This window comes from Rothia nasimurium (genome assembly GCF_049068285.1).
Taxonomy (GTDB): domain Bacteria; phylum Actinomycetota; class Actinomycetes; order Actinomycetales; family Micrococcaceae; genus Rothia; species Rothia nasimurium_I.
Genome location: NZ_JBLKPV010000002.1, coordinates 305217 through 329584 on the forward strand (window position 1 = coordinate 305217; position 24368 = coordinate 329584).

20 protein-coding genes are annotated in these 24368 nt (G+C 60.9%); 13 read left to right on the top strand and 7 right to left on the bottom strand.

Features of this window, described 5'->3' with window-relative positions; all coding sequences use genetic code 11:
- Positions 1-197: 197 nt before the first annotated feature.
- Positions 198-758: an NADPH-dependent FMN reductase gene (locus ACMXX3_RS03440; protein ID WP_237221668.1), complete on the top strand. Its 561-nt coding sequence runs from the start codon at positions 198-200 to the stop codon at positions 756-758.
- 87 nt (positions 759-845) lie between these two features.
- On the opposite strand, the gene ACMXX3_RS03445 is transcribed toward ACMXX3_RS03440, so the two are convergent.
- From ACMXX3_RS03445 to ACMXX3_RS03465, 5 genes are all read right to left on the bottom strand, one after another.
- On the bottom strand, positions 846-2960 hold the full coding sequence (locus tag ACMXX3_RS03445; protein WP_421083362.1) for an MMPL family transporter: 2115 nt from the start codon (positions 2958-2960) through the stop codon (positions 846-848).
- A 19-nt stretch (positions 2961-2979) separates the two neighbouring features.
- The gene (locus ACMXX3_RS03450; protein ID WP_421083363.1) at positions 2980-3993 is read right to left on the bottom strand and encodes a hypothetical protein; all 1014 of its coding nucleotides are present in this window, start codon (positions 3991-3993) and stop codon (positions 2980-2982) included.
- A gap of 122 nt (positions 3994-4115) precedes the next feature.
- On the bottom strand, positions 4116-4757 hold the full coding sequence (locus ACMXX3_RS03455; RefSeq protein ID WP_421083364.1) for a LutC/YkgG family protein: 642 nt from the start codon (positions 4755-4757) through the stop codon (positions 4116-4118).
- On the bottom strand, positions 4757-6382 hold the full coding sequence (locus ACMXX3_RS03460; protein ID WP_237188311.1) for a LutB/LldF family L-lactate oxidation iron-sulfur protein: 1626 nt from the start codon (positions 6380-6382) through the stop codon (positions 4757-4759). Before ACMXX3_RS03460 ends, ACMXX3_RS03455 begins: the two co-directional genes overlap by 1 nt.
- A 3-nt stretch (positions 6383-6385) precedes the next feature.
- Complete coding sequence (locus ACMXX3_RS03465) at positions 6386-7183, bottom strand: (Fe-S)-binding protein (protein ID WP_421083365.1); 798 nt, start codon at positions 7181-7183, stop codon at positions 6386-6388.
- Between the two features lie 548 nt (positions 7184-7731).
- Between ACMXX3_RS03465 and ACMXX3_RS03470 the strand changes: the two genes are divergently transcribed.
- From ACMXX3_RS03470 to purM, 12 genes are all read left to right on the top strand, one after another.
- Positions 7732-9426 (top strand): L-lactate permease, encoded by a 1695-nt coding sequence (locus ACMXX3_RS03470; protein ID WP_237188308.1) that lies wholly within the window; start codon positions 7732-7734, stop codon positions 9424-9426.
- Positions 9427-9564: 138 nt separating this feature from the next.
- Positions 9565-10323, top strand: coding sequence for a FadR/GntR family transcriptional regulator (locus tag ACMXX3_RS03475; protein ID WP_421083366.1), 759 nt, complete (start codon positions 9565-9567; stop codon positions 10321-10323).
- Positions 10324-10527: 204 nt separating this feature from the next.
- On the top strand, positions 10528-11439 hold the full coding sequence (locus tag ACMXX3_RS03480) for a type IV toxin-antitoxin system AbiEi family antitoxin domain-containing protein (RefSeq protein WP_421083367.1): 912 nt from the start codon (positions 10528-10530) through the stop codon (positions 11437-11439).
- 146 nt (positions 11440-11585) lie between these two features.
- Positions 11586-12293, top strand: coding sequence for a TetR/AcrR family transcriptional regulator (locus ACMXX3_RS03485; protein WP_421083368.1), 708 nt, complete (start codon positions 11586-11588; stop codon positions 12291-12293).
- 12 nt (positions 12294-12305) lie between these two features.
- A complete protein-coding gene (locus ACMXX3_RS03490; protein ID WP_421083369.1) occupies positions 12306-15506 on the top strand; it encodes an MMPL family transporter in 3201 nt (1066 codons plus the stop codon).
- Between the two features lie 166 nt (positions 15507-15672).
- Positions 15673-16953: a phosphoribosylamine--glycine ligase gene (purD, locus tag ACMXX3_RS03495; protein ID WP_421083370.1), complete on the top strand. Its 1281-nt coding sequence runs from the start codon at positions 15673-15675 to the stop codon at positions 16951-16953.
- Positions 16954-17002: 49 nt separating this feature from the next.
- A complete protein-coding gene (locus ACMXX3_RS03500; RefSeq protein WP_421083371.1) occupies positions 17003-17977 on the top strand; it encodes a phosphoribosylaminoimidazolesuccinocarboxamide synthase in 975 nt (324 codons plus the stop codon).
- 128 nt (positions 17978-18105) lie between these two features.
- Positions 18106-19104: an asparaginase gene (locus ACMXX3_RS03505; protein WP_421083372.1), complete on the top strand. Its 999-nt coding sequence runs from the start codon at positions 18106-18108 to the stop codon at positions 19102-19104.
- Positions 19104-19514: a sterol carrier family protein gene (locus ACMXX3_RS03510; RefSeq protein WP_421083373.1), complete on the top strand. Its 411-nt coding sequence runs from the start codon at positions 19104-19106 to the stop codon at positions 19512-19514. Before ACMXX3_RS03505 ends, ACMXX3_RS03510 begins: the two co-directional genes overlap by 1 nt.
- Positions 19515-19556: 42 nt before the next feature.
- Entirely contained in the window at positions 19557-19928 is a 372-nt protein-coding gene (locus tag ACMXX3_RS03515; protein ID WP_421083374.1) for a hypothetical protein, read from the top strand.
- A 192-nt stretch (positions 19929-20120) separates the two neighbouring features.
- Positions 20121-21836 carry an amidophosphoribosyltransferase gene (gene purF / locus ACMXX3_RS03520; protein ID WP_421083375.1) on the top strand — a complete coding sequence of 572 codons (1716 nt, stop codon included), beginning with the start codon at positions 20121-20123 and terminating at the stop codon, positions 21834-21836.
- Position 21837: 1 nt separating this feature from the next.
- Entirely contained in the window at positions 21838-22980 is a 1143-nt protein-coding gene (gene purM, locus ACMXX3_RS03525) for a phosphoribosylformylglycinamidine cyclo-ligase (RefSeq protein ID WP_421083376.1), read from the top strand.
- An 82-nt stretch (positions 22981-23062) separates the two neighbouring features.
- On the opposite strand, the gene ACMXX3_RS03530 is transcribed toward purM, so the two are convergent.
- A complete protein-coding gene (locus ACMXX3_RS03530) occupies positions 23063-23515 on the bottom strand; it encodes a hypothetical protein (RefSeq protein ID WP_421083377.1) in 453 nt (150 codons plus the stop codon).
- 53 nt (positions 23516-23568) lie between these two features.
- Positions 23569-24368: hypothetical protein (locus ACMXX3_RS03535; RefSeq protein WP_421083378.1), on the bottom strand; the 800-nt coding region annotated here is incomplete at its 5' end.

Sequence of the window (24368 nt, forward strand, 5' to 3'; positions counted from 1 at the left end):
TTCTATGCCCCGCGCCTGGGGCAAGTGTGCCGGAAACCTTCATATGTAACGGCTTTAACGGAACATATGAAGTTTTCCGGCACATCTGCTTTTCCAGCGGAAGGCCCTGGCCGTAACATACCGAAAAATTTACTTGCTCTGTAAAGTTTTACGGGGTTATAGTTATTGACAAAAGTTACAGAACTGAAAGGAAAATCATGGCATCCCAGGTACTCATCATCTCAGGCTCCGACCGCGTCGGCTCCTTCAACACCCAGCTCGCCCAGCAGCTGGCCACTGCCCTAACCGCAGCAGGCCAACCCGCAGAAGTCTACGACTACTCCGATATCCCCCTGCTCAGCCAGAACAGCGAGTTCCCCACCCCGTCCTCCGTCGAAAAGCTCCGCGCCGACATCGGGGCTGCGTCCGGCCTCATCATCGTCTCCCCCGAATACAACGGCTCCTACCCCGCCCGCCTCAAGAACCTCATCGACTGGGCGTCCCGCGCCGTCGTTGCCGGGGATAAGGACACCCCCACCGTTCTCAACGGCAAGAAGGTCGGTATCGCCTCGGTGGCCAACTCCACCTACGGCAAGTTCGTGCGCGAGCACCTGCGTCACCTGGTTCCCTACGTCCGCGCCAACCTGATGGAGGGCGAGGGCCTGGGCATCCGCATCCCCGGCGAGGCCTGGGGCACCGGCAAGCTAGAACTGGACGAAGAGCAGCAGAAGAACGTCGATCAGTTCGTTGCTGACTACCTGAAGTTCCTGGCCGACTAATCACCTGAACTCAAAAAATTGGGGCCTCCCTGGCACACAGGGAGGCCCTTTTGCATGGACTTCGGGCGGCGGCTCAGCGAGCTAGATTCAGCGGGAGAGCTTCGAGGGCCACCAGATTTTCTTGCCGATATCTTCCACGAGGGCGGGTATCAGCAGGGCTCGCACTACGGTGGCGTCGAGCAGTACGCCAAAAGCGACGATGAAGGCAAGCTGGGCCAGGAAGATGAGCGGGATGACGCCCAGGGCAGCGAAGGTTGCCGCAAGCACGATTCCTGCGGACGTGATGACCCCGCCGGTTGCCACCAGCGCCGTTCGTAGGCCCTGTTCGGTCCCCTGATGCAGGGCTTCTTCCCGCACGCGGGTCATCAGGAAGATGGTGTAGTCGATCCCCAGAGCGACCAGGAATACGAAACCGTAGAGAGGTACAGTGGGGTCGGCACCGGGGAAGTTGAACACGTGGTTAAAGACCAGGGCCGAAACGCCCAGGGCAGTGAGGTACGACAGCACCGTGGCAGCCACCAGCATCAGCGGGGCCAGAATCGAGCGCAGCAGAACCATCAGAATCAGGGTGATAACAACAAGCACCACCGGGATGATGAGGGCGCGGTCGCGCTGGGCACTATCGATGGTATCGAGGGCGGACGCAGTCGTCCCACCGACCAGCGAGCCGGGAGCTGCGCTGGCAAGGCTCTCGCGCATCTGGCGCACAGTCTCTTCTGCCTGCGGTGAGTCGGCGGGGTCAGCCAGGGTCACCTGGAGCATGACGCGCCCCTCAACTTCAGTGGGGGCAATACCGGCAAAAACCGGCGGCACTGACTCAGCAGAAGCGCCCACCGGCACAGTACCAGCGGGTGACTCCTGGGCGATCGCGGCAATGGAGCTCACCCCGTCGAGCCCGTCGAGGGCAGCCACTGCGGTATCTTGCTCGGCAGCAGGCACAATTACATTTGCCGGGGAGCCTGAGCCACCGGGGAAGTGTTCAGCCAGCACATTCTGGCCGTCCCGTGCCTGGGACTGCCCCAGCACCAGGTCAGACTGGCGCACCCCGTCAGCCTGGAAAGTCGCAGAAAAGCCTGCGAAGATAGCCAGCGCCAGAGCCGTGACCAGCCAGACTGTGCGGGGCTTGCCCGACACGAAAGCCGCAATTTTTGCCCAGAAGCCGGCTGAGGCGTCCTTAACCTCAGCGGAATAGCGGGGACGGGCAGGCCAGAAGGCTACCCTGCCCAGCAGGGCCAGGACGGCGGGCAGGAAGGTCAGTGAGGCCAGCATAGACAGCACGATGCCGGTAGCGGCCACGGGTCCCAGGGCCTTGTTCGACGACAGCTCAGAGAGCAGCAGACACAGCAGGCCCGCAATCACCGTGCCGCCGGAGGCCAGAATCGGCTCAAGGGACCCGCGCCAGGCAGCCCGGGTAGCGTCCCAGCGCGAAACGTACTGGGTGAGGGCCTCACGGTAGCGGGCTACGTAGAGCAGGGAGTAGTCGGTTGCAGCACCAACCACTAGAATCAGCAGGATTCCCTGCACCTGACCGTTGATCATCACCCAGCCGGCATTCGCCATATGCCAGATAACGAAGATAGCACCCGAGAGGGCAACCATCGAGCTGGTCAACACGATAATGGGCAGCAGGGGCGAGCGGTAGACCACCAGCAGAATCACGAAGACCACAATCAGGGCAACTGCCAGCAGGATGCCGTCGATACCGCCAAATACCTCAACCAGGTCGGCCGAGAAGCCGGCCGGGCCGGTCACGTAGCCGGTGAGGCCGTCGGGGGCCTGGGTTATCTCGGCCCGGATGTTATCGACAACGGTTCGGGTCTCCTGGTCGGTGGAGATGGGCAGAATGAGCTCTGCTGCCCGGCCGTCCTCTGAGTAAATGACGGGCGAGCTTTCACCGGAGAAAGTGCCGGACGCCGCCAGCTGGCCGGTGAGACCCTCTAGGTAGGTGCGGTGGGCATCGGTGAGGGAACCATCAGCTTCAAAGACAAGAATCGCGGGCACCGCGTCGGTGCCCAGGAAGTCGCCCTGCTGCTCTACCACCTGGGTGGATTCAGCGGAGGCGGGCAGAAAGTCAGTCTGGGAGTTGGTTGAGACCTCGGAGATTTTTCCGAAGTAGGGCCCGCCAATCCCGGCCACAGCCAGCCAGGTCAGGGTCAAAACAGCTGCTATCAATACCCGCAGCCAGGTGGTTCCTTGTTTCATGGGGCTCCTAGATTCGTTGTTAGCCCCTGCCGGTCAGCAGGGCCAAAATCGTTTCAAGCGGGCCCCGGTAGAGGGCCGTCGCCCCCAGGAAATGCCGCCACACCAGGGCAAAAAGGGAAGCCCCGACAACCAGACCTGCCAGCATATACCAGGAGTCATCCGAGGCGGGCCAGCCATACCCGGGAGCATAGGCGCTATAGGCAGCCAGCGCAGCAACCTGCAGGACGTAGAGGGTGAGAGTCATGCGCCCTGCATACAGGACGGGGGCAACCAGCTGTTCCTTGTCCCCCACAGCCCGGGCCAGCAGGCAGCACCAGCCCACCGAAGCCGTCACCAGCAGGAGGCTGACAGCAATCTCAATACGGGACACAGAATAGGGCACGAGGGTCAGCCCAGCTGAGGGAAGGTACCAGAACACAGCAGCAAGCGCACCTGTAGCAGCAACCGCAACAGCAGCGTCCCCAGCGGCTCCCCAGCGTTCCAGCCCAGAAGCCAGAAGAGCACCCACGCAGGCGTAGACCAGCAGGGTCAGCACCTGGTAGTGCTGGCCCGTCACCAGCCAGTCATAGGCGTAGGACCTCCACCAGCCAGCGGACGCCGCCGCGGCTGCGTCCTGAACAAAATAGGTGGACGCCAGCGGAGCCACCCACCAGGCGGCCGCACCGATAAGCCCCAAGGCCCAGGCCGGCAAAAAAACAAGCGGGGCAATCACAATAGCCAGCACGCCCAAATACTGAAGCACAATATCAACCTGGGCACCCCAGGTACCCAGATACAGCCCCAATGCCACCAGGGCGATTCCCCGAACAACAGAACTTGCAAACAGGGCCGGGAAACTCATCGTCGACGACGAAAACCGGGCCGCTGCCCCCAGCAAAACCGCGAAGAGGGGGGCCGTCAGAAAATCAGCATAGGCCAGAAGATTAGCTGGCCCGGCGGACGGGGCCGTATGCGCCACAAACATGGCCACCAGGGCCACCCAACGGGCCAGGTCAACACCAACAACCCGGTCAGAACTCTGAGCTAAACGCATGCTGCCCTCCAGCGAACAAGCCAATTCCTACCTGCCCTAGCCTAACAGCAAAACTCCGCCTGCCTTCCCCCTCTGGCGGAGAAAAGCAGGCGGAGTATGACGCCGTGAAAGCAGGCTAGGGCTTACTTGAGGATGATGACGTCCAGGGTACGGGGGCCGTGGACGCCCTCAACGCGGATCAGCTCGATGTCTGAGGTAGCGGAGGGGCCAGAAATCCAGGTCACCGGCTTGGTGTAGTCCAGGCGGGAGACGGTTTCAGGGATCAGCTCAACGATGGTGTCGACCGGTACCACGCAGATGTGGTGGTCGGGCACCAGGGTGATGGCGCGGCGGCCCTCTTCGTCGGAGCTGTTCAGGGCGATAGTGCCGGTTTCAGCGCAAGAGACGGTTGAGGAGGTCACCACAGCGTCGATGGCGTCCAGCTCACGCACGGAAAGAGCGCCAGGCTTGTTGGCGTTGCCGGAATCGACGACGCGGGAGCGGGAGGCGGTATCCTCGGGCAGCCAGGCGGCGTTCAGGCCGGTGGGAACCACGTAGCGGGAGGACTTGCCCAGCAGCTCGCCGACGCGATCTGCAATGGTGTCTGCCGTCTCGTGGTAGACGTTGGCCTTGTAGTCGATCAGGCGGTCAACCAGCATCTCGATGATTTCTTCGAGGTTCTTGTCGCTCTCGCGGCGGTAGTTGCGGATCGGCTCAGCAGGCTGGGGGTTGTCCCAGAGGGAGGCGCGGATGCGGCCGAGGATTTCTGCTTTGGCATCAGACATTAGTTAGCCTCCTTGGGGGCAATGGGGTTAGCAGTTTCAGCGTTGGCGTGGGCTTCAGCGATCTTGGCCTGGTTGGCGGCAATGATGGCCTGCAGGTCAACCCGCTCACCGCCGACGCGCTTGGGGGCGTCGCCGCGTTCCTTCTTCCACTGGTTACGGAAGGAGGTCTTGGGGGGCTCGGGGATGTCACGGTACTCGGTCCAGCCGCCGACGATACCGGGAAGCTTGGTGATCTTGCCCTTCTTGCCGGTGATCAGCTTGGAGGCAGGCAGGCCCTTGGTGGCCAGGGCCATGAGCTTGCCGGAGCTGAAGAGCTTCTTAGCGCCGAACATCATGGCGTCCATCTGGATGTGGCGGTCCTTCTTGCCGCCAGCGAATTCACCCTGGGCCTTCTCGTGGTCAACGGCCTTGCCGCGCAGGTGAACCAGCACGTCGGGGATGTTGATCTTGACGGGGCAGGCCTCGTAGCAGGCACCGCAGAGGGAGGAGGCGTAGGGCAGGGTGGCGTTGAACTGGTTCTCAATACCGCCCAGCTGGGGGGAGAGGATGGAGCCGATGGGGCCGGGGTAGGTGGAGCCGTAAGCGTGGCCACCTGCGCGTTCGTAGACAGGGCAGACGTTCATGCAGGCTGAGCAACGGATGCAGTGCAGGGCCTGGCGGCCAACCTGGTCGGCCAGGGCAGCGGTGCGGCCGTTATCCATGAGGATGACGTGCAGGTTCTGGGGGCCGTCGCCGGGGGTGACACCGGTCCACATGGAGGTGTAGGGGTTCATGCGCTCACCGGTGGATGAACGGGGCAGCAGCTGGGTGAAGACCTCAAGGTCCTGGAAGGTGGGCAGGAGCTTCTCGATACCCATGAAGGTAATCAGGGTGTCGGGCAGGGTCAGGCACATACGGCCGTTACCCTCAGACTCGACGATGGTCATGGTGCCGGTTTCGGCGATACCGAAGTTGACGCCGGAGATAGCGACCTTGTTGGTCAGGAACTTCTCGCGCAGGCGGAAGCGGGAGGCTTCGGCCAGTTCGGCGGGGTCGTCGGTCAGGTTGGGGTTGACGCCCTCAATCTTCTTGAGGAAGATGTCGCGGATCTCGGTGCGGTTGCGGTGGATCGCGGGCACCAGGATGTGGGAGGGGCGGTCGTTGTCGCCCAGCTGGACGATTTCTTCTGCCAGGTCGGTTTCAATGGCGGAGATACCGTGCTCTTCGAGGAACTCGTTGAGGCCGGTTTCGGCGGTAGCCATGGACTTAATCTTGTTGACCTCGGTGACGCCTTCAGCCTTGATCAGCTTGAGGGCGATTTCGTTGGCCTCGTGGGCATCGCGAGCCCAGTGGACGTGGCCGCCGCGGGCGGTGAAGTTCTTTTCGAACTCTTCCAGGTAGGTGTCCAGGTTGGCCATGACTTTCTGCTTAATCATGGAACCTGCGGTGCGCAGATCCTGCCAGTCAGGCAGCTCGCTGGTGACGTTGGCTCGCTTGGTGCGAATCTTGTGGGTGGCAAAGCCCAGGTTGGCGCGGAGCTGCTCGTTCTGGAGCTCGCGTTCAGCGTATTCGGGGAAGGGCTCAAATTCGAAGATGTTGCCGACGCCGTGGCGGACCTTGGGCATGCCGAGTGCGGTGGTTGACATGTCTTACTTACCTCCTGCGGTAACAGCTACGGGACCGCTGACCTTGAGCGGGTTTTCCTTGGTGGATGCGAGGATCTCTGCGAAGTGGACGGTCTGAACCGGGGAGTCCTTGCGGGAGAGGGCACCGCCAATGTTCATGAGGCAGGATGAGTCGCCGCCGGTGCAGACGGACGCGCCGGTTGCTTCAATGTTTTCTACCTTGTCGGCGACCATAGCGCCGGAGGTATCTGCGTTCTTGAAGGAGAAGGTGCCGCCGAAGCCACAGCACTGGTCCAGACCGTCAATCTGGGTGTATTCCAGGCCGCCCACGGTGCGGATCAGGTCTTCCTGGCGGGTGCCCAGGCCCAGCAGGCGCATGCCGTGGCAGGAGGAGTGGTAGGTAACCTTCTCGGGGAAGTAGGAGCCCAGCTGTTCTGCGGCGTTGGTAATGCCGCAGACGTCGATCAGGAACTGGGCCAGTTCGAAGGAGCGGGCTGCCAGGGAGGCTGCTGCCTGAGCGGTGGCGTCGTCGCCTGCCCGCTCTGCAATCATGGGCTGCTGGTGGCCGAGGGAGGCAATGCAGGAGCCGGAGGGGGCGACGATGGCGTCAAAGTCCCATTCGCTGAATGCGTCAACGTGGTTCTTGACGATCGGGTAGGCGTCGTCAAAGTAGCCGGAGTTGACGTGCATCTGGGAGCAGCAGGTCTGCCCCTGGGGGAAGACAACCTCGTGGCCGAGGCGCTCCAGAATGGTCACGGTTGCTTCAGCAACCTTGGGGTACATTGCGTCGACAATGCACGTTGAGAACAGTGCAACACGCATATCTTTACCTTCTTCCGTGGGGCTCCTGCTTGGGTTCTGCGGGGCCGCAGCGCCGTTGCCTTGGGTTTCAGGACGCGGGGCCGGTGGGATCGGCTCATCAGTGCAAGTGGGGTGCCTGGTTAGATGTATCTCTTCACCCTTCATTTAACACGATTGCTTTGCATTTATAGCACTTTAAATAGCGCATATTTTCCTGAGCAAATGGTTTCTATGGTCAGACCACGCAGGACCCAATAGCTAGACCTTCAAAGACAGCCCTTTTGCCCCTCCGTCCGGCCCCACGCCCACAGCCCCACGAAAACCAACATAAACACGCAAAGACACACACAAAACCAGCCAAAAATACCCCAGAAACCAACCTCCCCCACGTCCAGAAAAAAAATCACCTCAAAACCTGGCTCCAGCTTGTTGTCTGTGATGAGCGTCCTGTAATGTATCTCTCGAAAAACAATGGTCTGACCACAGAAGGTTGGACCTCAATTTTGTTGGCTCACCAATTCACAGCAGAACCGGTCAGCCATCCCATCATTCACCCAAAGGAGAACACAGTGGAAAACACTTACACCGCTGTAACCGACGCAGTCGGTGGATCTCTGGCACTGAGCGCACTCGTCTCAACCCTGCCCCTGATCGCCTTCTTCGTCATGCTGCTCGGCGTCAAGGCCCGAGCCCACGTCTCTGGCCTCGTCTCCCTGCTCGTCGCCCTGCTCGTCGCCATCTTCGGCTTCGGTATGCCCTGGGACCTGGCAGGCATGTCAGCCTTCCGCGGCGGCATCTACGGCCTCTTCCCCATCGTCTGGGTTATCCTCATGGCCATCTGGTTCTACCAGGTCACCGTACTCTCCGGCCGCTTTGAAGACCTCCGCCGCACCTTCGACCTCATCGGCGGCGGCGACCTCCGCATCCAGGCCATCCTGATCGCCTTCTGCTTCGGCGGCCTCCTCGAAGCCCTCGCAGGCTTCGGCGCCCCCGTCGCTATTACCGCAACCATGATCCTGGCCCTGGGCGTCAAGCCCCTCAAGGCAGCCACCACCGTCCTCATCGCCAACACCGCCCCCGTGGCCTTCGGCGCCGTGGCCATCCCCATCACCACCGCCGGTGAAGTTGGCGGCAAGGACGCCACCGTCATCGCAGCCCTCGTCGGCCACCAGGCCCCCTTCGTCGCCTTCTTCGTCCCCTTCATCCTCCTCTGGATCCTGGACGGCGTAAAGGGCCTCAAGGACGCCTGGATGCACGCAGCCGTCATCGGCGCCTCCTTCGGTGTCGCCCAGTGGTGGGCCGCAACCTACTTCGTCTACCAGCTCACCGACGTCGTAGCCTGCATCGTCTCCATCGCAGCAGCCGTTGTCTTCCTCCGCTTCGTCAAGCCCCGCGGCGTTGAAGGCGTCCGCGAACGCTACGGCATCACCGCACCCCTCGAAATCGAGCACCTGCCCGGCCGCCGCATCTGGATGGCCCTCATGCCCTACCTGGTTGTTGTCATCATCTTCGGTGTCGCCAACCTCTACGACCCACTGGTCAAGTGGCTCAAGTCCACCGCCATCAAGTTCGAAATGCCCCTGCTCAGCGACCGCCTGCTGACCGCCTCCGGCGACCCCGTCAACTCCGCCTACTCCTGGGCCTGGCTCGGCAACCCCGGCACCTACCTGCTCATCTCAGGTCTGCTGGTAGCTGTCCTCTACGGCATCTTCAACGAAAACGGCAAGTACAAGATCTCCATGGGCGACGCCATCAAGGAAATCGGCGCCGTAGCCTTCAAGATGCGCTGGTCCGCAGTCACCATCGCCCTGGTTCTGGCCCTAGCCTTCGTCATGAACTACTCCGGCCAGACCGTTGCCATCGGTGAATACGTCGCCTCCCTCGGCGTAGCCTACGCCTTCCTGGCACCCGTCCTCGGCTGGGTCGGCACCGCCGTCACCGGCTCCGACACCTCAGCAAACGCCCTCTTCTCCAAGCTGCAGGTCACCGCAGCTGAGCACCTGCAAGAAGGTGGCATGACCGGTGCCCACCCCGAACTCATGCTGGCTGCTAACACCACCGGTGGTGTTGTGGGCAAGATGATCTCACCCCAGTCCCTGGCCATCGCTGCAACCGCAGTGAACATGGAGGGCAAGGAGTCTGTCCTCATGAAGTCAGTCGTTGGCTGGTCCTTCGTCCTGCTGCTGGCTATCTGTGTCCTGGTCCTCCTGCAGGCAACCGTGCTCTCCGGCCTGCTGGTTGAGCCCTACCTGGCCGGCCACTAAGCCACATACCTAATTCAGGTATAAACCAGTTGAGGGGCGGTACGTAACACCTTGGTTATGTACCGCCCCTTTCTATAACCTTGACCCGAGCCACTTTACTTTTCCCTCCCCACCCTTTTACTTCCCAAAGGTCAGCGCGTGAAAGAAAAAGAGCCCACTTACTCCCCCTTGCTCTCCTCGATTGAGAACCAGCTCCGCCACGGGCAGCTGCGAGTTGGCGACCGCCTTCCAGGCGAACGCACCCTGGCAGAGGATTTCGGTATTTCCCGAGCTTCTGTGCGCGAGGCCCTTCGGATTCTTTCAGCTGTTGGCCTGATTCGGTCGGGCGTTGGCTCAGGCCCTAAGGCAGGGGCTGTTGTGGTGTCTGAACCTTCGGACGCCCTGGGCTGGGCCCTGCGGATGCACATTGCAACCCGGACCCTGCCGGTGGAAGATATCGTCAATACCCGTATCCTGCTTGAAGGTGAAGCCGCCGCCCGGGCAGCGACTGCCCCGGCCTCCGTCCGCAGAACGAAGGCTTTGGCTACGGCCCGGTCTTATCTCGATGAGATGGACTCCCCCGAGATTCCCAACGACCGCTTCCACTTCTGCGATACCCGCTTCCACTATGAGATTTCGTCCCTGGGTGGCAATATCGTCATGGACACCGTCATTGACTCCCTGCACTTGGCCACCGTGGGCTATGTGCAGGAGGCGGTGCCCTATCTTGATGACTGGGCCGCCACCAAACGTGAACTGCAGAGCCAGCACCTTGCCATTTACCAGGCTGTAGCCTCCGGGAAGCCCGAGGAGGCCCAGCAGGCTGTTGCCCACCATATCCGCTGGTTCTATGCCCTGTCTGAGATTGGGGCTACCCACCGCGAGTACCACCAGAAGATCCGGGACGGCCAGGGCTAACCCCGTCCGCCCCTAAAGGTAGGTATGTAGTCCCACGGGTAGGTGTCTATTCACCTACCCGTGGGACTAAGTACAGACACTCACGGAATCGCCCGGTGGTCAGGTTTTCCACAGGCTTCAGAATATGACCCAGGTATTGCAGAAGTTATCCACAGAATATGCCTCTCACTTGTGCCGACGGCAAATCTGAGCCATTGTTTTGCCATGAGTATCAAAGTTCTTTCTGCCCTGAAAACCTCCCAGCAGCTGGAGCTTGAGGGCTTCAGCAAAAGCACTATCAGCCGACGCGTCCAAACCGGCCACCTCACCCGGGTATGCCGAGGCATCTACCTGCGCCCTGAGCTGGCCCGAGACTTTGACGAGACCGACCACGCCCTCACCCGGATCCATGCCATAGCCCTCTCTGGCGAAAATCGGGTCATTAGCCATGAATCAGCAGCACTCATGTGGGGAGCCCCCTTGCTGAAACTGCCCACTAAGGTTCATGTGTCAGTGGCAAAAACATATAACGTGACAAACCAGCGGATCCTCTTTCACAGAAACAGGCCGCAGGTCGTTGAGCAGGCCCGGCTCATTGACGGGGTACTGGTGGCCTCCCCGCTTCACGTCATCATCGACTGCCTGGCATCGAGTTCTTTCTTACAGGCGCTGGCCATTACCAACCATATGTTGAATAAAAATCTAGTGACGTGGGCAGAAGCAACCGAGGCCCTCTCCCAGGTTCGGGGCAAGGGCGTGCGGTCTGCCAGGCGGATCCTTCCCGTCATGAGTTTGCACTGCGAATCGATTTTGGAGTCACTTGCCCTGCTGCGTATCTGCGAGTGGGGGCTCGAACGTCCTGTGCAACAGTGGGAGGTGCGTACCCGGTCAGGTGCCCTTTACCGCCCCGATTTTGCCTGGCCCCACTTGCGGTTGATTTTGGAGGTTGATGGTCGCTTTAAGTACACGGGCAGGTTTGGTTCAGGGGATGACCGGATCCACAAGGACGTCCTGCGGGAGCGGGAACTTCGCAATGAGGGGTGGACGGTCGTCCGCGCTACCTGGTCTGAGCTCATGCACAGCCCTGAATCAATTCGACGGATGTTGCTGAGCCATGGAGTGCGCTCCGCCGCATAAACGCTGTGTGTCTGTAGTTAGTCCCACGGGTAGGTGTCTATTCACCTACCCGTGGGACTAAGTACAGACACTGGCAGAAGGTCAGTGACTGAGAGCTTCCACCCATCTTTTTGCAGAAACTGCATTTTTGCAGTTACTGTAGTTACATGACATCATCTCTCACCTTAGATAGACGACGGCAACGGAAGGCCGCCACCCGGACGTCCATCTTGGATGCCGCCGAACAGATAGTTCTGTCTCAGGGGCACAAGGCTCTCACCACCAAGGCCCTGGTCGAACAGGCCGAAGTCTCAGAGCGCACAATTTTCAACCACTTTCCCGGCCTGGACGATATCCTGCTGGCCAGGCTCAGCGAGTACGTCCATGAGCTCACCAGCTGCAATGAGAGCCGCTCTCTCCCCGCTGGCAGCACCGGCCTTCACCCAGCCACCGTGAAAGACCTCCCCCTCCTGGTTGAGCAAAGGTTCCGGGACCGGGTGAGCAATTTGGACGGCCATGAGGCCCTCATCCGGGCAACCCGCCTGGCCCTTGCCATGGTAGAGCGGGACGAGGGCGCCATGAGCACCTACACCTCCCAGGTCTTGGGCAGGCTCGCCCGGGAGGACACCGAAGAAGTGTTGGCTTCCAGCGACCTCACCACCGAGCAGAAGTACGAACTGGCTATCTATGCCACCTCCCTCTGCCATTCCATCGCTTTTGGCTTGGCCCGGGCGGTGGATGAGCTGTCGCCCGATGGAAAGTTTGAGGCGATTACCGATACGACCCAAATCACCCCGTACATCCTGTGGGCGATGGACCGGGTGAGCGCAGGCCGCCCTGATTTTTCACAGACTGAACCACTGAACGGAAACTAAAGAAGACTCATTATGGCTAATTTTCTCTATAAACTAGGCCTGCTGGCAGCCCGAAAGGCCTGGGCTGTAGTACTCGTGTGGGTATTGCTGCTAGCCGGTGTTGGCGGTTCATACGCGGCTTTCAAGGGTACGCTGACTGACCAGATTACGATTCCGGGCACCGAGGCCCAGCAGGTGCAGGAGCAGCTGCAGGAGACTTTCGGTATGAACGCCAATGCGGCAACCGGCTCGGTGATCTTGCAGACCGCTGATAACCAGCCTTTCACCCAGGCGCAGAAGGACGCCCTCGCGGCGGCTTTGGTCTCTGTTGATGGGGTTGCCGGTGTTGAAAGCACGATGGATCCCTTTGCTGTTGCTGCCCAGCTTGCGGACGGCCGGGCCCAGCTTGATGCTGGCCAGGCTGAGTTGGATGCCCAGTTGGCTCCTGCCCGGGAGGGCGAGGCCCAGCTGAATGAGGCGCAAGCAAAACTTGATGAGACTCGCGCCCGTTTTGAGCGGGGTGAGGCCCCGCAGGAGGCCTGGGATCAGTTCAATGAGGCTCAGGCTGCTCTTGATGAGCAGCGCCGTACCCTTGAAGAGCAGCGTACCCAGCTTGATGACCAGCGTCGCCAGCTCGATGAGCAGCGTCGTGCCTTGGAGGAGCAGGGTGCTCCCCCGGAGGCTTTCGGTGAGCTGGAGGCCGCCCAGGCCCAGCTTGAAGAGGCCCAGGCCCAGCTCGATGCGGGTCAGGCCCAGCTTGATGAGGGCCAGCGGCAGCTCGATGAGCAGCGTGCTGGGTTGGAGAATTTCCAGCCGACCGAGCAGATGTGGGCTGAGCTTGAGGCTGCCCAGGCCCAGCTGAATGAGCAGCGCACTGCCCTGCAGGACGGCCTCGCCCAGGCTACTGCGGGCCAGGCGACTATCGATCAGAACCGGGCCCTACTGAATCTGTCGAGTGGCGCCTCTATGGTGTCTGCCGATGAGACGGCTGCGATTGCTACCGTCACCTTCACTGAGAACGTTGGCTCGGTGTCTGAAGAGACCCTCACCAACACCCGGGCGGCCTTTGAGCCCCTAGCTGCCCAGGGGCTCGTCCTGAGCTTCAACCAGGGCATGGAGATGCAAACTCCGCACATGAACGTGACTGCTGAGATTATCGGTATCCTGATTGCCTTCATCATTCTGGTGGTTATGCTGGGCTCACTGGTGGCTGCTGGCCTGCCGATTCTAATGGCCCTGGTCGGTGTTGCAGCAGCGGCGCTGGGCACCTTGGCCCTGTCGGGTGTCATTGAGATGACCTCAACCACCCTGGCTTTGGGAACCATGTTGGGCTTGGCTGTCGGCATTGACTACACCCTCTTTATTCTGAACCGTCACCGCAATAACTTAGCTTCTGGTATGCCCCTGCAGCACTCCATCGCCATGGCGGTGGGCACCTCCGGATCAGCGGTTGCCTTTGCCGGTATTACCGTCATGATTGCCCTGCTGGCCCTGAATATCGTGGGTATTCCCTTCCTGGGCGTGATGGGCAATGCGGCGGCTTTCTCTGTCTTCTTGGCAGTGGCTGTGGCCCTGACGTTAGCCCCTGCGATTTTGTCGCTCATCGGCTCCAAGGTGATGAGCAAGAAGCGCTGGGCGCAGGTGCAGGAGCGCAATGCGGCCCGCGCGGTGGCTTCACAGGCTGAGTTGGACGAGGCCGCGGCAGCTACCCGGGACCGTGAGGAGAAGGCGGGCGGTTGGCTGGCCCTTATTCTGAAGAAGCCTGCCCTGACGATTCTTGCCTCCGTCCTGGCCCTGGGCTTCATTGCTTCCCCTGTCACCGATATGCGTCTTGGCCTGCCGGGGGCTGAGTCCCAGCGTCCTGATTCTGCCGCTTACCAGGCCTACCAGCTCATCACCGAAGAGTTTGGTGAGGGCCGCAACGGCACCCTGGTTGTTGCCGCCCAGCTACCTGATGGAACCACAGCTGAGCAGGCCACCGCCGCCCAGGTGGCTGTTGGCCAGAGCCTGCTGGGTATTGAGAACGTTGAGGCGGCTGTGCCCGCCATGGTTTCTGAGGATTCCTCGACCCTGCTCTTCCAGGTCATCCCTGCAGAGGGTCCGAATGCTGAGTCAACCGTTGAGCTGGTCCACCAGTTGCGGGATACCTCTGTTGCTGTTGAGAACGGGGAGGCTGACCTGGCGGTGACCGGTATGACCGCTATGGCTATTGATATCGCCCAGAACCTCTATGATGTTCTGCCTCTGTATGTAGCTATTGTCATGGGTCTGTCCCTGCTGGTTCTGGTGCTGGTCTTCCGTTCAATCCTGGTTCCTGTGACCGCAACCGTCGGCTTCCTCTTCTCCCTGCTGGCGGCGCTCGGGGCTACCACCGCGATCTACCAGTGGGGTTGGGCTTCCCACCTCTTCAATATCACCACGCCCGGCCCCCTGCTGGCTTTCTTGCCGATTCTGGCGGTGGGTATTCTCTTTGGTTTGGCCATGGATTACCAGGTCTTCTTGGTCTCCGGCATGCGGGAGGCTTACGCCCACGGCCGGGGGGCGCGTCCGTCGGTGACTATCGGCTTCAACCATAATTCCAAGGTGGTTGTTGCTGCGGCCCTCATTATGGCCGGTGTCTTTATGGGCTTCGTGTTCTCGGGGGATCCCATGATTGCCTCCATCGGTTTTGCCCTGGCTGCCGGTGTCTTGTTTGATGCTTTCGTTGTGCGGATGACGCTGATTCCGGCCCTGATGCAGTTGCTAGGTGAGAAGGCCTGGTGGTTCCCCCGCGTCCTCGATCGGCTTATCCCTGATTTGGACGTTGAGGGTACGGGCTTGGAGGCCAAATATGCCCAGCGGGGTCAGGACGTCCCCGCCCCGGCTTCTGCCGGGCAGGGGCAGGACGGGCAGGGCCAGCGGATTGCCCCCTGGACCCAGTCCAACCCGGTGGTAGCTGCTGCACCCGCTGGTGCCCCCGCAACCGCTGCCGCCCAGGCCGCCACCCCGGAAACTTCCGCCGCTCCGGCTTCTCAACCGGTAGCTGAACCGACCTTTACCGGGGTAGATGAGGCGGCGGCGTCCGCCTTTGACCCGGCCCTGGCTCAGCAGCGCAACCGCATTCAAGCAGGCAAGGAGGATTCGAAAGACCTGGTGGTATCCGCCGACCCGGCTGCTGTTCCCCAGCAGAATCCCCTGCGGGCTGTTGCGGTGGAATCGACCGCGGCCCTCAAACAGCCCAAGCCCAAGGGGTAATCCGCGCCGTCTTAGCTAGCTGGCGGCCAAGAGCCCGCCCCGTCAAACTGTCTCCCGGCAGTCTGGAGGGGCGGGTTTGCGTTCACAGCGTGAAATCTTGGCCGATATGACGCACGGACGCCCAGAAATCTTCATCAAATCGTGACCTTCCAAGTAACCTAAGAGAATGAAGGTTTTGGTACTGGGCCCCGGCGGTCGTGAACACGCAATTATTCGAGCTCTCCTGAAGGATTCTGCTGTTACAGAGGTTCATTCTGCACCCGGTAACGCAGGCATCGCGCAGGACGTCCCTACGCACGCTATTGACGCTAACAACCCGGAAGCTGCCCTGGCCCTGGCCCAGGAACTTGCCGTTGACCTGGTGGTGATTGGCCCTGAGGCTCCCCTGGTTGCCGGGGTTTCCGATACCCTGCGGGACGCCGGGTTCCCGGTCTTTGGTCCGTCCAAGCCTGCTGCCCTGCTTGAGGGCTCTAAGGCCTTCGCTAAGGAAGTCATGGCCGCTGCCAACGTGCCTACCGCGCTGGCCCGCGTCGCCACCAACCGGGAAGAAGCCGAAACCGCCCTGGCAGCTTTTGGTGCCCCCTACGTCGTGAAGGACGACGGCCTGGCCGCAGGTAAGGGCGTTGTTGTCACCGACGACTACGAAGTCGCCCTGGCCCACGCCGAATCCTGCTTCGCAGCCGGTGGCACCGTGGTGATCGAGGAGTTCCTGGACGGCCCCGAGGTGTCCCTCTTCGTGCTCTCTGACGGCACCAACTGCGTCCCCCTCTCCCCCGCCCAGGACTTTAAGCGCATCTTCGACAACGACGAGGGCCCCAACACCGGCGGTATGGGTGCTTACACCCCCCTGCCCTGGCTGCCCGAGGGCTTCGTTGAGGAAGTCATTGACCGCGTCGCCCAGCCCACCATCGACGAAATGGCCCGCCGCGGCACCCCCTTCGTCGGCGTCCTCTACTGTGGCCTGGCTGCAACCTCCCGCGGGATCCGCGTCATCGAATTCAACGCCCGCTTTGGCGACCCCGAAACCCAGGCCGTCCTGGCCCGCCTGCGTACCCCGCTCGGTGGCGTCCTCATGGCAGCAGCCAAGGGGGAACTGCCTGCCGACCTGGCCCTCGACTGGGATCCCCGCACCGCCGTTGACGTGGTCATGGCCGCCGAAAACTACCCCGATACCCCCCGCAAGGGAGATGCCATCACCGGCCTGGAGCAGGCCAACGCCCTCCAGGACGTCCACGTTGACCATGCTGGTACTGCCGAGAAGGACGGCGAAATCGTCACCGCTGGCGGCCGCGTACTTGCTGTTGTCGCGCTGGGTGAGACCCTGGCGGACGCCCGCGCAGCAGCGTATGAGGGTGTAGCTAAGATTTCTTGGCCCGGCGCCCAGAACCGCTCTGACATCGCTTTGGCTGCTGCCGAAAACCGCATCCTTATCCCCACCCAACAATAGCTTTCAGTGACTGCCACCTGCGCCCCAGCAGGGGGCAGTCACTTTTCTCATGACACCCAAGTCACCTTTCCCATATCTTCCACACAGGAGACCCCCTTTGAAACATACTCCCGTTGAAATTCCCGGCTGGAAGCACGTGTATTCCGGCAAGGTCCGTGATCTTTATATTCCCGAAGAAGATACCCAGGACGTCACCGGCTTCTGCGTCAATGACGATGCAGAGTTGCGGGCAGGTTCTGTCATGGTGGTAGCAACCGACCGCATTAGCGCTTTTGACCAGGTGCTCCCCACGGAGATTCCTGACAAGGGTAAGATTCTGACCCAGATGTCCCTCTGGTGGTTTGAGCAGCTCAAGGGCGTTCCCAACCATGTGCTCTCAACCGATGTGCCTGAGGTTGTCGCTGGCCGGGCCATGATCTGCAAGTCTTTGAACATGTTCCCGGTGGAGTGCATTGTGCGCGGCTACCTGACCGGCTCAGGCCTGGCTGATTACCGGAAGACCGGCCGGGTCAATGAGCATGAGCTCCCTGCTGGCCTGGTGGACGGCTCCCGTCTAGAACCGGCCCTCTTCACCCCCACCGGTAAGGCTGAAGTGGGCGAGCACGATGAGCCCATTACCCGGGCCCAGCTGGATGAGGAGGTCGGCGAGCCCATTGCAGACCGGCTGCAGGAGCTGACCCTCTACGTCTATGAGACCGCTGAGAAGATTGCCCGCGAGCGCGGCATTATTCTGGCTGATACCAAGATTGAGTTCGGTACTGATTCCTACCGGGGGGAGATTACCCTGGGCGATGAGGTGTTGACCCCTGATTCTTCCCGTTTCTGGGATGCTGAGGATTATGAGCCGGGCCGGGCGCAGGCGTCCTTTGATAAGCAGTATGTGCGTGACTGGCTCAAGAGCGAGGAGTCAGGGTGGGACGGCACCGGGCCGGTTCCTGAGTTGCCTGCTGAGGTGGTTGAGAAGACCCGGGCCCGTTATGTTGAGGCTTATGAGCGTTTGACCGGTTTGAAGTTCGAGGCTTAGGGCCAGGACGCCCGGGGCGAGGGTCCGGGGTTAGTCCCATGTGTCGGTGTTGAGGCACCTACAGATGGGACTAACCCCGGACTTTTCTTGTTTCTGGGGCCGGGGCGGTGGGGCGTTAGACTGGTTTCATGCATACTTTTGAGGCGAATCAGGCAGTGGAACTGGCTCAGGTGACCCGCGGGGGTTTTGTGGAGTCCCGGCATGTGGGGTCGGTGGTCGTCCTGTCTCCGGCGGGCGAGCGCGTCCTGGAATTGGGGAACCCCGAGGCCCTGGTCTATGCCCGCTCTGCCCTCAAGCCCCTACAGGCGATTGCGTCGATGAACGCGGGGGCTGAGTTGCAGGGGGCTCAGATTGCCCTGGCGGCGGGGTCGCATACGGGGTCGTTTGAGCATATGAAGGTGGCTCAGGCGGTGCTGGAGGAGGCTGGTTTGACGGCGGATGCTCTGCAGTGTCCCCCGGCCTGGCCTGCTGATGAGCCTAGCTACCATGCGCTGGTGAAGGCTGGTCATGGCAAGCAGCGGCTGGCCTTTAACTGTTCGGGCAAGCACGCGGCCTTTTTGTGGGCTTGTGTGAAGTCGGGGTGGTCCATTGAGGATTATCTTGAGGCTGACCACCCCCTGCAGCAGCTGGTACTTGAGACGATTGAGGCTTTGACCGGGGAGAAGCCCCAGGCTGTGACGGTGGACGGGTGTGGGGCTACCTTGGCCGCGACGTCCTTGGTTGGTCTGGCGAAGGCCTATTCAACCCTGGGGGCAGCTGTTGAGAATATTCAGGCTGATGCCCGGGCTGCTACGGTTGCCACGGCTATGGTTGATTACCCCGAGTTCGTGCACGGGCACGGTGGTTCTGACACGGTTCTGAGTGAGGTTTTGGACGCCGTGGTCAAGCGGGGGGCTGAGGGCGTGTTGGCAATTGGTTTACGCTCTGGGGCTTCGGTTGCGGTGAAGATGCTGGATGGTTCTAATCGCGCAGCTTCCCTTGTGGCGGTGCGGGCCCTGCAGGTGGCTGGTTTTGTTGATGAATCAACCGCTGATCGGGCTGTTGAAGCCAGTACCCTGCCCATTACCGGCGGGGGCCGCCCGGTGGGGGCGCTTGAGCCGGGTGCTGCTTTTGAGGGCCTGCTCTAGTGGCCCCGCGTCGTAAGATTTCTGAGGCGGACGGCCAGGCTGCAGTCGCGCAGGTCAGGCAGGTTTTTTCTGGCCTGCCTGCGGGAACCTCTCCCCTGGGCGCTGAGGCCGAGACGGCTTTTGCTGCCCTGGCCCGGCCTACCCGGGCGACGGCCGTCCGCTATCTTCTGGAGGAGCTGGCAACCCTGGCACCTGGTAATTCTGTGGAGGTGCGTATCCCGCCCTTTGGGGTGACCCAGTGTATTGCCGGGCCGCGCCATACGCGCGGGACCCCACCTAACGTCGTTGAGACGGACGCCCTAACCTGGTGTGCTATGACCCTGGGGTTTGTCAGGGTTCAGGACGCCGCCGCCCGGCTCTCGGCGTCCGGGGTGAGGTCTGATCTGGGCGAGTTTCTGCCCCTGATGTAACCGGCCCACCAGGGGTTGGGCTCTCAGGTAAAGTGGGGTGTTATGAGTTTTATGTCGAAGTTCCGCCCTTCTGCTGGAGAAGAGAAGCCGCTGACCGAGGCCGATAAGCAGGCTGCTCCAGGCCAGCATTTTGCCCCTGCAACTGCCCCTGACCGGGCCCAGCTGACGGTGCGGCGGGCGCCGTCCTTGCCAGCTTTTGCGATTACCGGCCTGCTGGTTGGGCTGGTGGTAGCTTTCATTGCGACCGTCATCGGGCCCGAACATGCAAACTATACCTTCGCTGCTGTTTTCGGTGTCATGGCCGTTTTGTTCGGCACCCTCTGCACCGTACTGGCCCTGGTACTTGCCCTGATTCTTGACCGCCGCTCCACCAAGCGCACCGAAACCTACCGGGCCTACAGCACTAGCGACTAGGTCGTCTGAAGGGTTTCCCGTTGTGCGCCCACCGTTCCCTGCGTCATGAGGCGACATGCAGTGGTCATACGGTGGGCGTTCTTTATGCCCAGTTTGGCTCAGAGGGTACACTTGTTATGTTCGCTTACTCACATGCTTTTGTTCATGTGATTTAAGATAACCACCACAAGCAAAAGAGACGGAACCCCTACCTTGGCTCGTCCTGACGGAAAACTTTCCTTCGATCTCGACCCTGTTGACCACGGCCCTAAAGACGAATGCGGCGTCTTTGGTGTGTGGGCCCCGGGCGAGGATATTGCAAAACTGACCTACTACGGCCTGTACGCGCTCCAGCACCGCGGCCAGGAATCTGCCGGTATCGCAACGAGCGACGGCAAGCACCTGAATGTATACAAGGACATCGGCCTTGTCTCCCAGGTTTTTGATGAGGCCACCTTGAACTCTATGGGCGGCCACATGGCCATCGGCCACTGCCGCTACTCCACCACCGGCGGTAATATCTGGCAAAACGCCCAACCGACCCTGGGCGATACCCCCCACGGCACCCTGGCCCTGGCCCACAACGGCAACCTGGTCAACTCGGCCGACCTCTACGACCGCCTGCTGGCTAAGAATGGCGGCAAGCGCCCTGAACGTGGCGAGCTGGCCCAGGGTAATACCACCGACACAGCCCTGGTCACCGCCCTGCTGAAGGATCATGACTTTGCCAGCCTGGAAGAGGCTGCCCTCGATCTGCTCCCCACCTTATCCGGTGCCTTCTGCCTGGTTTTCATGGATGAGCATACCCTTTACGCCGCGCGCGACCCCCAGGGTGTGCGTCCGCTGGTGCTGGGTCGTCTGGATCGCGGCTGGGTCATCGCTTCTGAGACCGCCGCCCTTGATATTGTGGGGGCCTCTTTTGTGCGGGAGGTTGAGCCCGGCGAATTTATCACCATTGACGAGGACGGCCTGCGTTCCCAGCGCTTTGCCGAAGCCAAGCCTGCCGGCTGCGTCTTCGAGTACGTCTACCTGGCCCGGCCTGACACCACTATCTCAGGCCGTAGCGTCTACGAATCCCGCGTGGAGATGGGCCGGCAGCTGGCCCGCGAACACAAGGTTGAGGCCGATTTGGTCATGCCGACCCCGGAATCGGGCACCCCGGCTGCCATTGGCTACGCTGAAGAATCTGGTATTCCTTTCGGCAACGGCCTGGTCAAGAACGCCTATGTGGGCCGCACCTTCATCCAGCCCTCCCAGACCATCCGCCAGCTGGGTATTCGGCTCAAGCTCAACCCTCTGCGCTCTGTGGTCGAGGGTAAGCGCCTGGTGGTTATTGACGACTCTATCGTTCGCGGTAACACCCAGCGGGCCCTGGTGCGTATGCTGCGGGAGGCAGGCGCTAAAGAGGTGCATGTGCGTATCTCGTCCCCGCCGGTTAAGTGGCCCTGCTTCTACGGCATTGACTTTGCCTCCCGTTCCGAGCTGATTGCTAACGGGCTGACCATTGAAGAGATCGGCAAGTCCCTGGGCGCTGATTCCCTGGGCTTCATCTCGGAAGACGGCATGATTGCCGCCACCGAGCAGCCCCGCGAGCGCCTGTGCACCGCCTGCTTTACCGGCAAGTACCCCATTGAGCTACCCAGCGAAGACCGCCGCGGTAAGTCCATTTTTGATGATTCCAAGGGCGGGCCCATGGCAGGTTCTGCCGCTGAGGTGACGGTGGAGCGTCCGGTGGCGCATAAGCCTGATCATGCCAAGGCTGTGTCGATTGAGACCCGCCCGGGCACGGCCACCTTGGAGAAGAAGTTTGAGGTGCCGGCTGGGTCCGGTGCCGGTGGGTGTGAGCCCGGCCCGGATTCTGACCTTGAATCCCTAGTTTTACCCGAAGATAAGCGTGCTACTACCGGTGGCACTGATGGAGAGGCCTAAAGTGAGCGAGAACAAGACTGCTGTAACCTACGCGTCCGCTGGTGTTGACGTTGAGGCGGGCGACCGCGCGGTTGAGCTGATGAAGGACGCCGTCAAGGCAACCCACGGGGCCGGTGTAGTGGGCGGTGTGGGCGGCTTTGCTGGCCTCTTTGACCTGTCTGTGCTGAAGGATTACCGCAAGCCCTACCTGGCGACGTCCACCGATGGTGTGGGCACCAAGGTGGCTATTGCTCAGAAGCTCGATATCCACCACACCATTGGCCATGACCTGGTGGGTATGGTGGTGGATGACATCGTGGTGACAGGTGCCCGCCCCCTCTTTATGACCGACTACATTGCCACCGGCAAGGTGGTGCCTGAGCGTATCGCCGATATTGTGCGCGGCGTGGCTGAGGGCTGCTCCCTGGCCGGTACTGCCCTGGTGGGCGGCGAGACTGCTGAGCACCCCGGCCTGCTGGCTGAGGACGAGTACGACGTCGCCGGTGCTGCTACCGGCATCGTTGAGGCGGACGAGCTGCTGGGCCCTGACCGCGTGCGCGAGGGCGATGTGCTGATTGCTATGGCTTCAAGCGGTATTCACTCTAATGGATACTCCCTGGTGCGCAAGGTGCTTTCGGTTGCTGGCTGGGAGTATGAGCGTGAGGTGGCTGAGCTGGGCCGCACCCTGGGTGAGGAGCTACTGGAACCCACCCGCATTTACACCGCTGACTGCCTGGATTTGATTGAGGCTTTCCCGGTCAACGGTGAGGACGGGCAGACCGGTTCGGGTGTGCGCGGCTTCTCGCATGTGACCGGTGGCGGTCTGGCCGCTAACCTGGCCCGTGTGCTGCCGGTGGGCACCGTGGGTGTGGTGGAGCGTTCGACCTGGGAGATTCCGGCGATTTTCAAGCTGATTGGTGAGCTGGGTTCTGTGCCCCAGGCTGACCTGGAACGCACCCTCAACCTGGGTGTGGGCATGATTGCTGTGGTTGACCCGTCGGTTGCTGATGCGGCCGTTGAGCGTCTGAATAAGCGCGGCTTGCCTTCCTGGGTTCTGGGCACCGTGCAGAAGGATTCTGGCGAGCACAAGGCCAACCCCGACTACGTCCAGGGCGCTAAGGGCGTGGACGGCGGCGCGGCAGTGCTGCTGGGCTCCTACAAGTAAGCCCCTCCCCCTAGCTCACTAACGGCGGCCTCCCTGCAAGGGGAGGCCGCCGTTTTCCTATGCTCAGGTCTAAATGGCGGCCTTATGCTGATACAAGTTGGGCTGCTCTTTGATATGAGACGTCGAGAGCTTGGCCAATTTCTTTGAGGGTCATTCCTTGTTCTTTAAGCAGTTTTGCCGCCTGGCGAGAACGTTCAGCTGCCAGCGCATTTGAGATTCTGGCCTGCTCAAATAATTCATCAGCTTCTTTCCGGATGCTGGCAACATTTTCGGGGAGCTGGATGCGTACATCTACTGTCACATCATGTGCTGGTACATCAGTAAAAATACTGACTAAGTCTGCAACTGCATCTTGCGCTTCAGACAGTCTGCGCACTTGCGTCCCTTGAGGCAGGCCATCGATGTCTAGGTGCCAGTAGTTACCGTTTTTTGTTGCTTTGACAGTGTAGTTTTTTGATGCCATTTTTACTTCCACCAGCCCTCTTTCCCTGGCCGCGCGATTTATATTTTTAATAAGGTCGCGTTTTTTCGTCACAAAATAATTCTATCTCGCCCTAGAATTTTATTTCAAAAGTGGGCTAGAACTTTTTAGTCCAGGGCGTCCCTGACGCTGGTAGTTTCTGTGAGGAGTTCGCCGAGGATGTAGGTGACGATTTCGGTGGGCAGGGTGGCGTGGCCTTGGCCGTGGTCGCTGATGATGACGAGGTGGTTGTCGTCGTACACCCAGGCAGGTTCGTCGGCGACGGTTTGTTGAGTTGCCCCGGTGGTGTCGAGCCAGGGGGTGAGGTGGGCGGTGAGGTGCCAGTCGCTTTTGTTTTGGACGACGAGCAGGCGGTCGGTGGCCATGATTTGTTCGCTGGGTGGCAGGGTAAGGTCTAGGTTGCCAGAAGCCCAGGTTTTGGCGTCTGCTTGCCAAGTGGTGGCTTGGGTGATTTCGAGTGGTGCTCCCGCTGCTGTGAGGTAGCCTTGGGCGAAGGTGGGGATGTAGCGGGTGATATCGGTTTGGGGATTCCAGGCGAAAATGCTTGCGCCAGCGCCCAGGCGAAGGCCGTAGTAGAGGGCTGCGAAGGCTCCTGCTGATCCGCCAATGAGAATAAGTTTTTTGCCGGATACTTCTATGAGTCCGTGAAGAAAATCCAGGAGGGCGTCCTGAAATCCTGATGAGTGGGCGCCGGTGTACCAGGCAACATTGATGTTTGGGTTAGCGTCTACCAGGGGGTCTGAAATGGCGATATAAGGGGTTTTGAGGATGCGGGCGATTCCGTACCCGCTGAAGAAGGGGCCGGTGAGGTTTTCTCGGTTGGCTACAGCTCCTGAGAAGAAGATGGGGATGGTCGTATGGGAGCCGGTCAGGGGGTGCCCGCTGAAAATGATGTGGGTGGGGTGGG

Excerpts from the sequence above, each read along its gene's own strand:
- ACMXX3_RS03450 (WP_421083363.1), bottom strand. The coding sequence starts at position 3,993 with ATGCGTTTAGCTCAGAGTTCTGACCGGGTTGTTGGTGTTGACCTGGCC.
- purD (WP_421083370.1), top strand. The coding sequence starts at position 15,673 with ATGAAGGTTTTGGTACTGGGCCCCGGCGGTCGTGAACACGCAATTATT.
- ACMXX3_RS03445 (WP_421083362.1), bottom strand. The coding sequence starts at position 2,960 with ATGAAACAAGGAACCACCTGGCTGCGGGTATTGATAGCAGCTGTTTTG.
- ACMXX3_RS03465 (WP_421083365.1), bottom strand. The coding sequence starts at position 7,183 with ATGCGTGTTGCACTGTTCTCAACGTGCATTGTCGACGCAATGTACCCC.
- ACMXX3_RS03460 (WP_237188311.1), bottom strand. The coding sequence starts at position 6,382 with ATGTCAACCACCGCACTCGGCATGCCCAAGGTCCGCCACGGCGTCGGC.
- ACMXX3_RS03515 (WP_421083374.1), top strand. The coding sequence starts at position 19,557 with ATGAGTTTTATGTCGAAGTTCCGCCCTTCTGCTGGAGAAGAGAAGCCG.
- ACMXX3_RS03485 (WP_421083368.1), top strand. The coding sequence starts at position 11,586 with ATGACATCATCTCTCACCTTAGATAGACGACGGCAACGGAAGGCCGCC.
- ACMXX3_RS03440 (WP_237221668.1), top strand. The coding sequence starts at position 198 with ATGGCATCCCAGGTACTCATCATCTCAGGCTCCGACCGCGTCGGCTCC.
- ACMXX3_RS03505 (WP_421083372.1), top strand. The coding sequence starts at position 18,106 with ATGCATACTTTTGAGGCGAATCAGGCAGTGGAACTGGCTCAGGTGACC.
- ACMXX3_RS03490 (WP_421083369.1), top strand. The coding sequence starts at position 12,306 with ATGGCTAATTTTCTCTATAAACTAGGCCTGCTGGCAGCCCGAAAGGCC.
- ACMXX3_RS03500 (WP_421083371.1), top strand. The coding sequence starts at position 17,003 with ATGACACCCAAGTCACCTTTCCCATATCTTCCACACAGGAGACCCCCT.
- ACMXX3_RS03455 (WP_421083364.1), bottom strand. The coding sequence starts at position 4,757 with ATGTCTGATGCCAAAGCAGAAATCCTCGGCCGCATCCGCGCCTCCCTC.
- ACMXX3_RS03480 (WP_421083367.1), top strand. The coding sequence starts at position 10,528 with ATGAGTATCAAAGTTCTTTCTGCCCTGAAAACCTCCCAGCAGCTGGAG.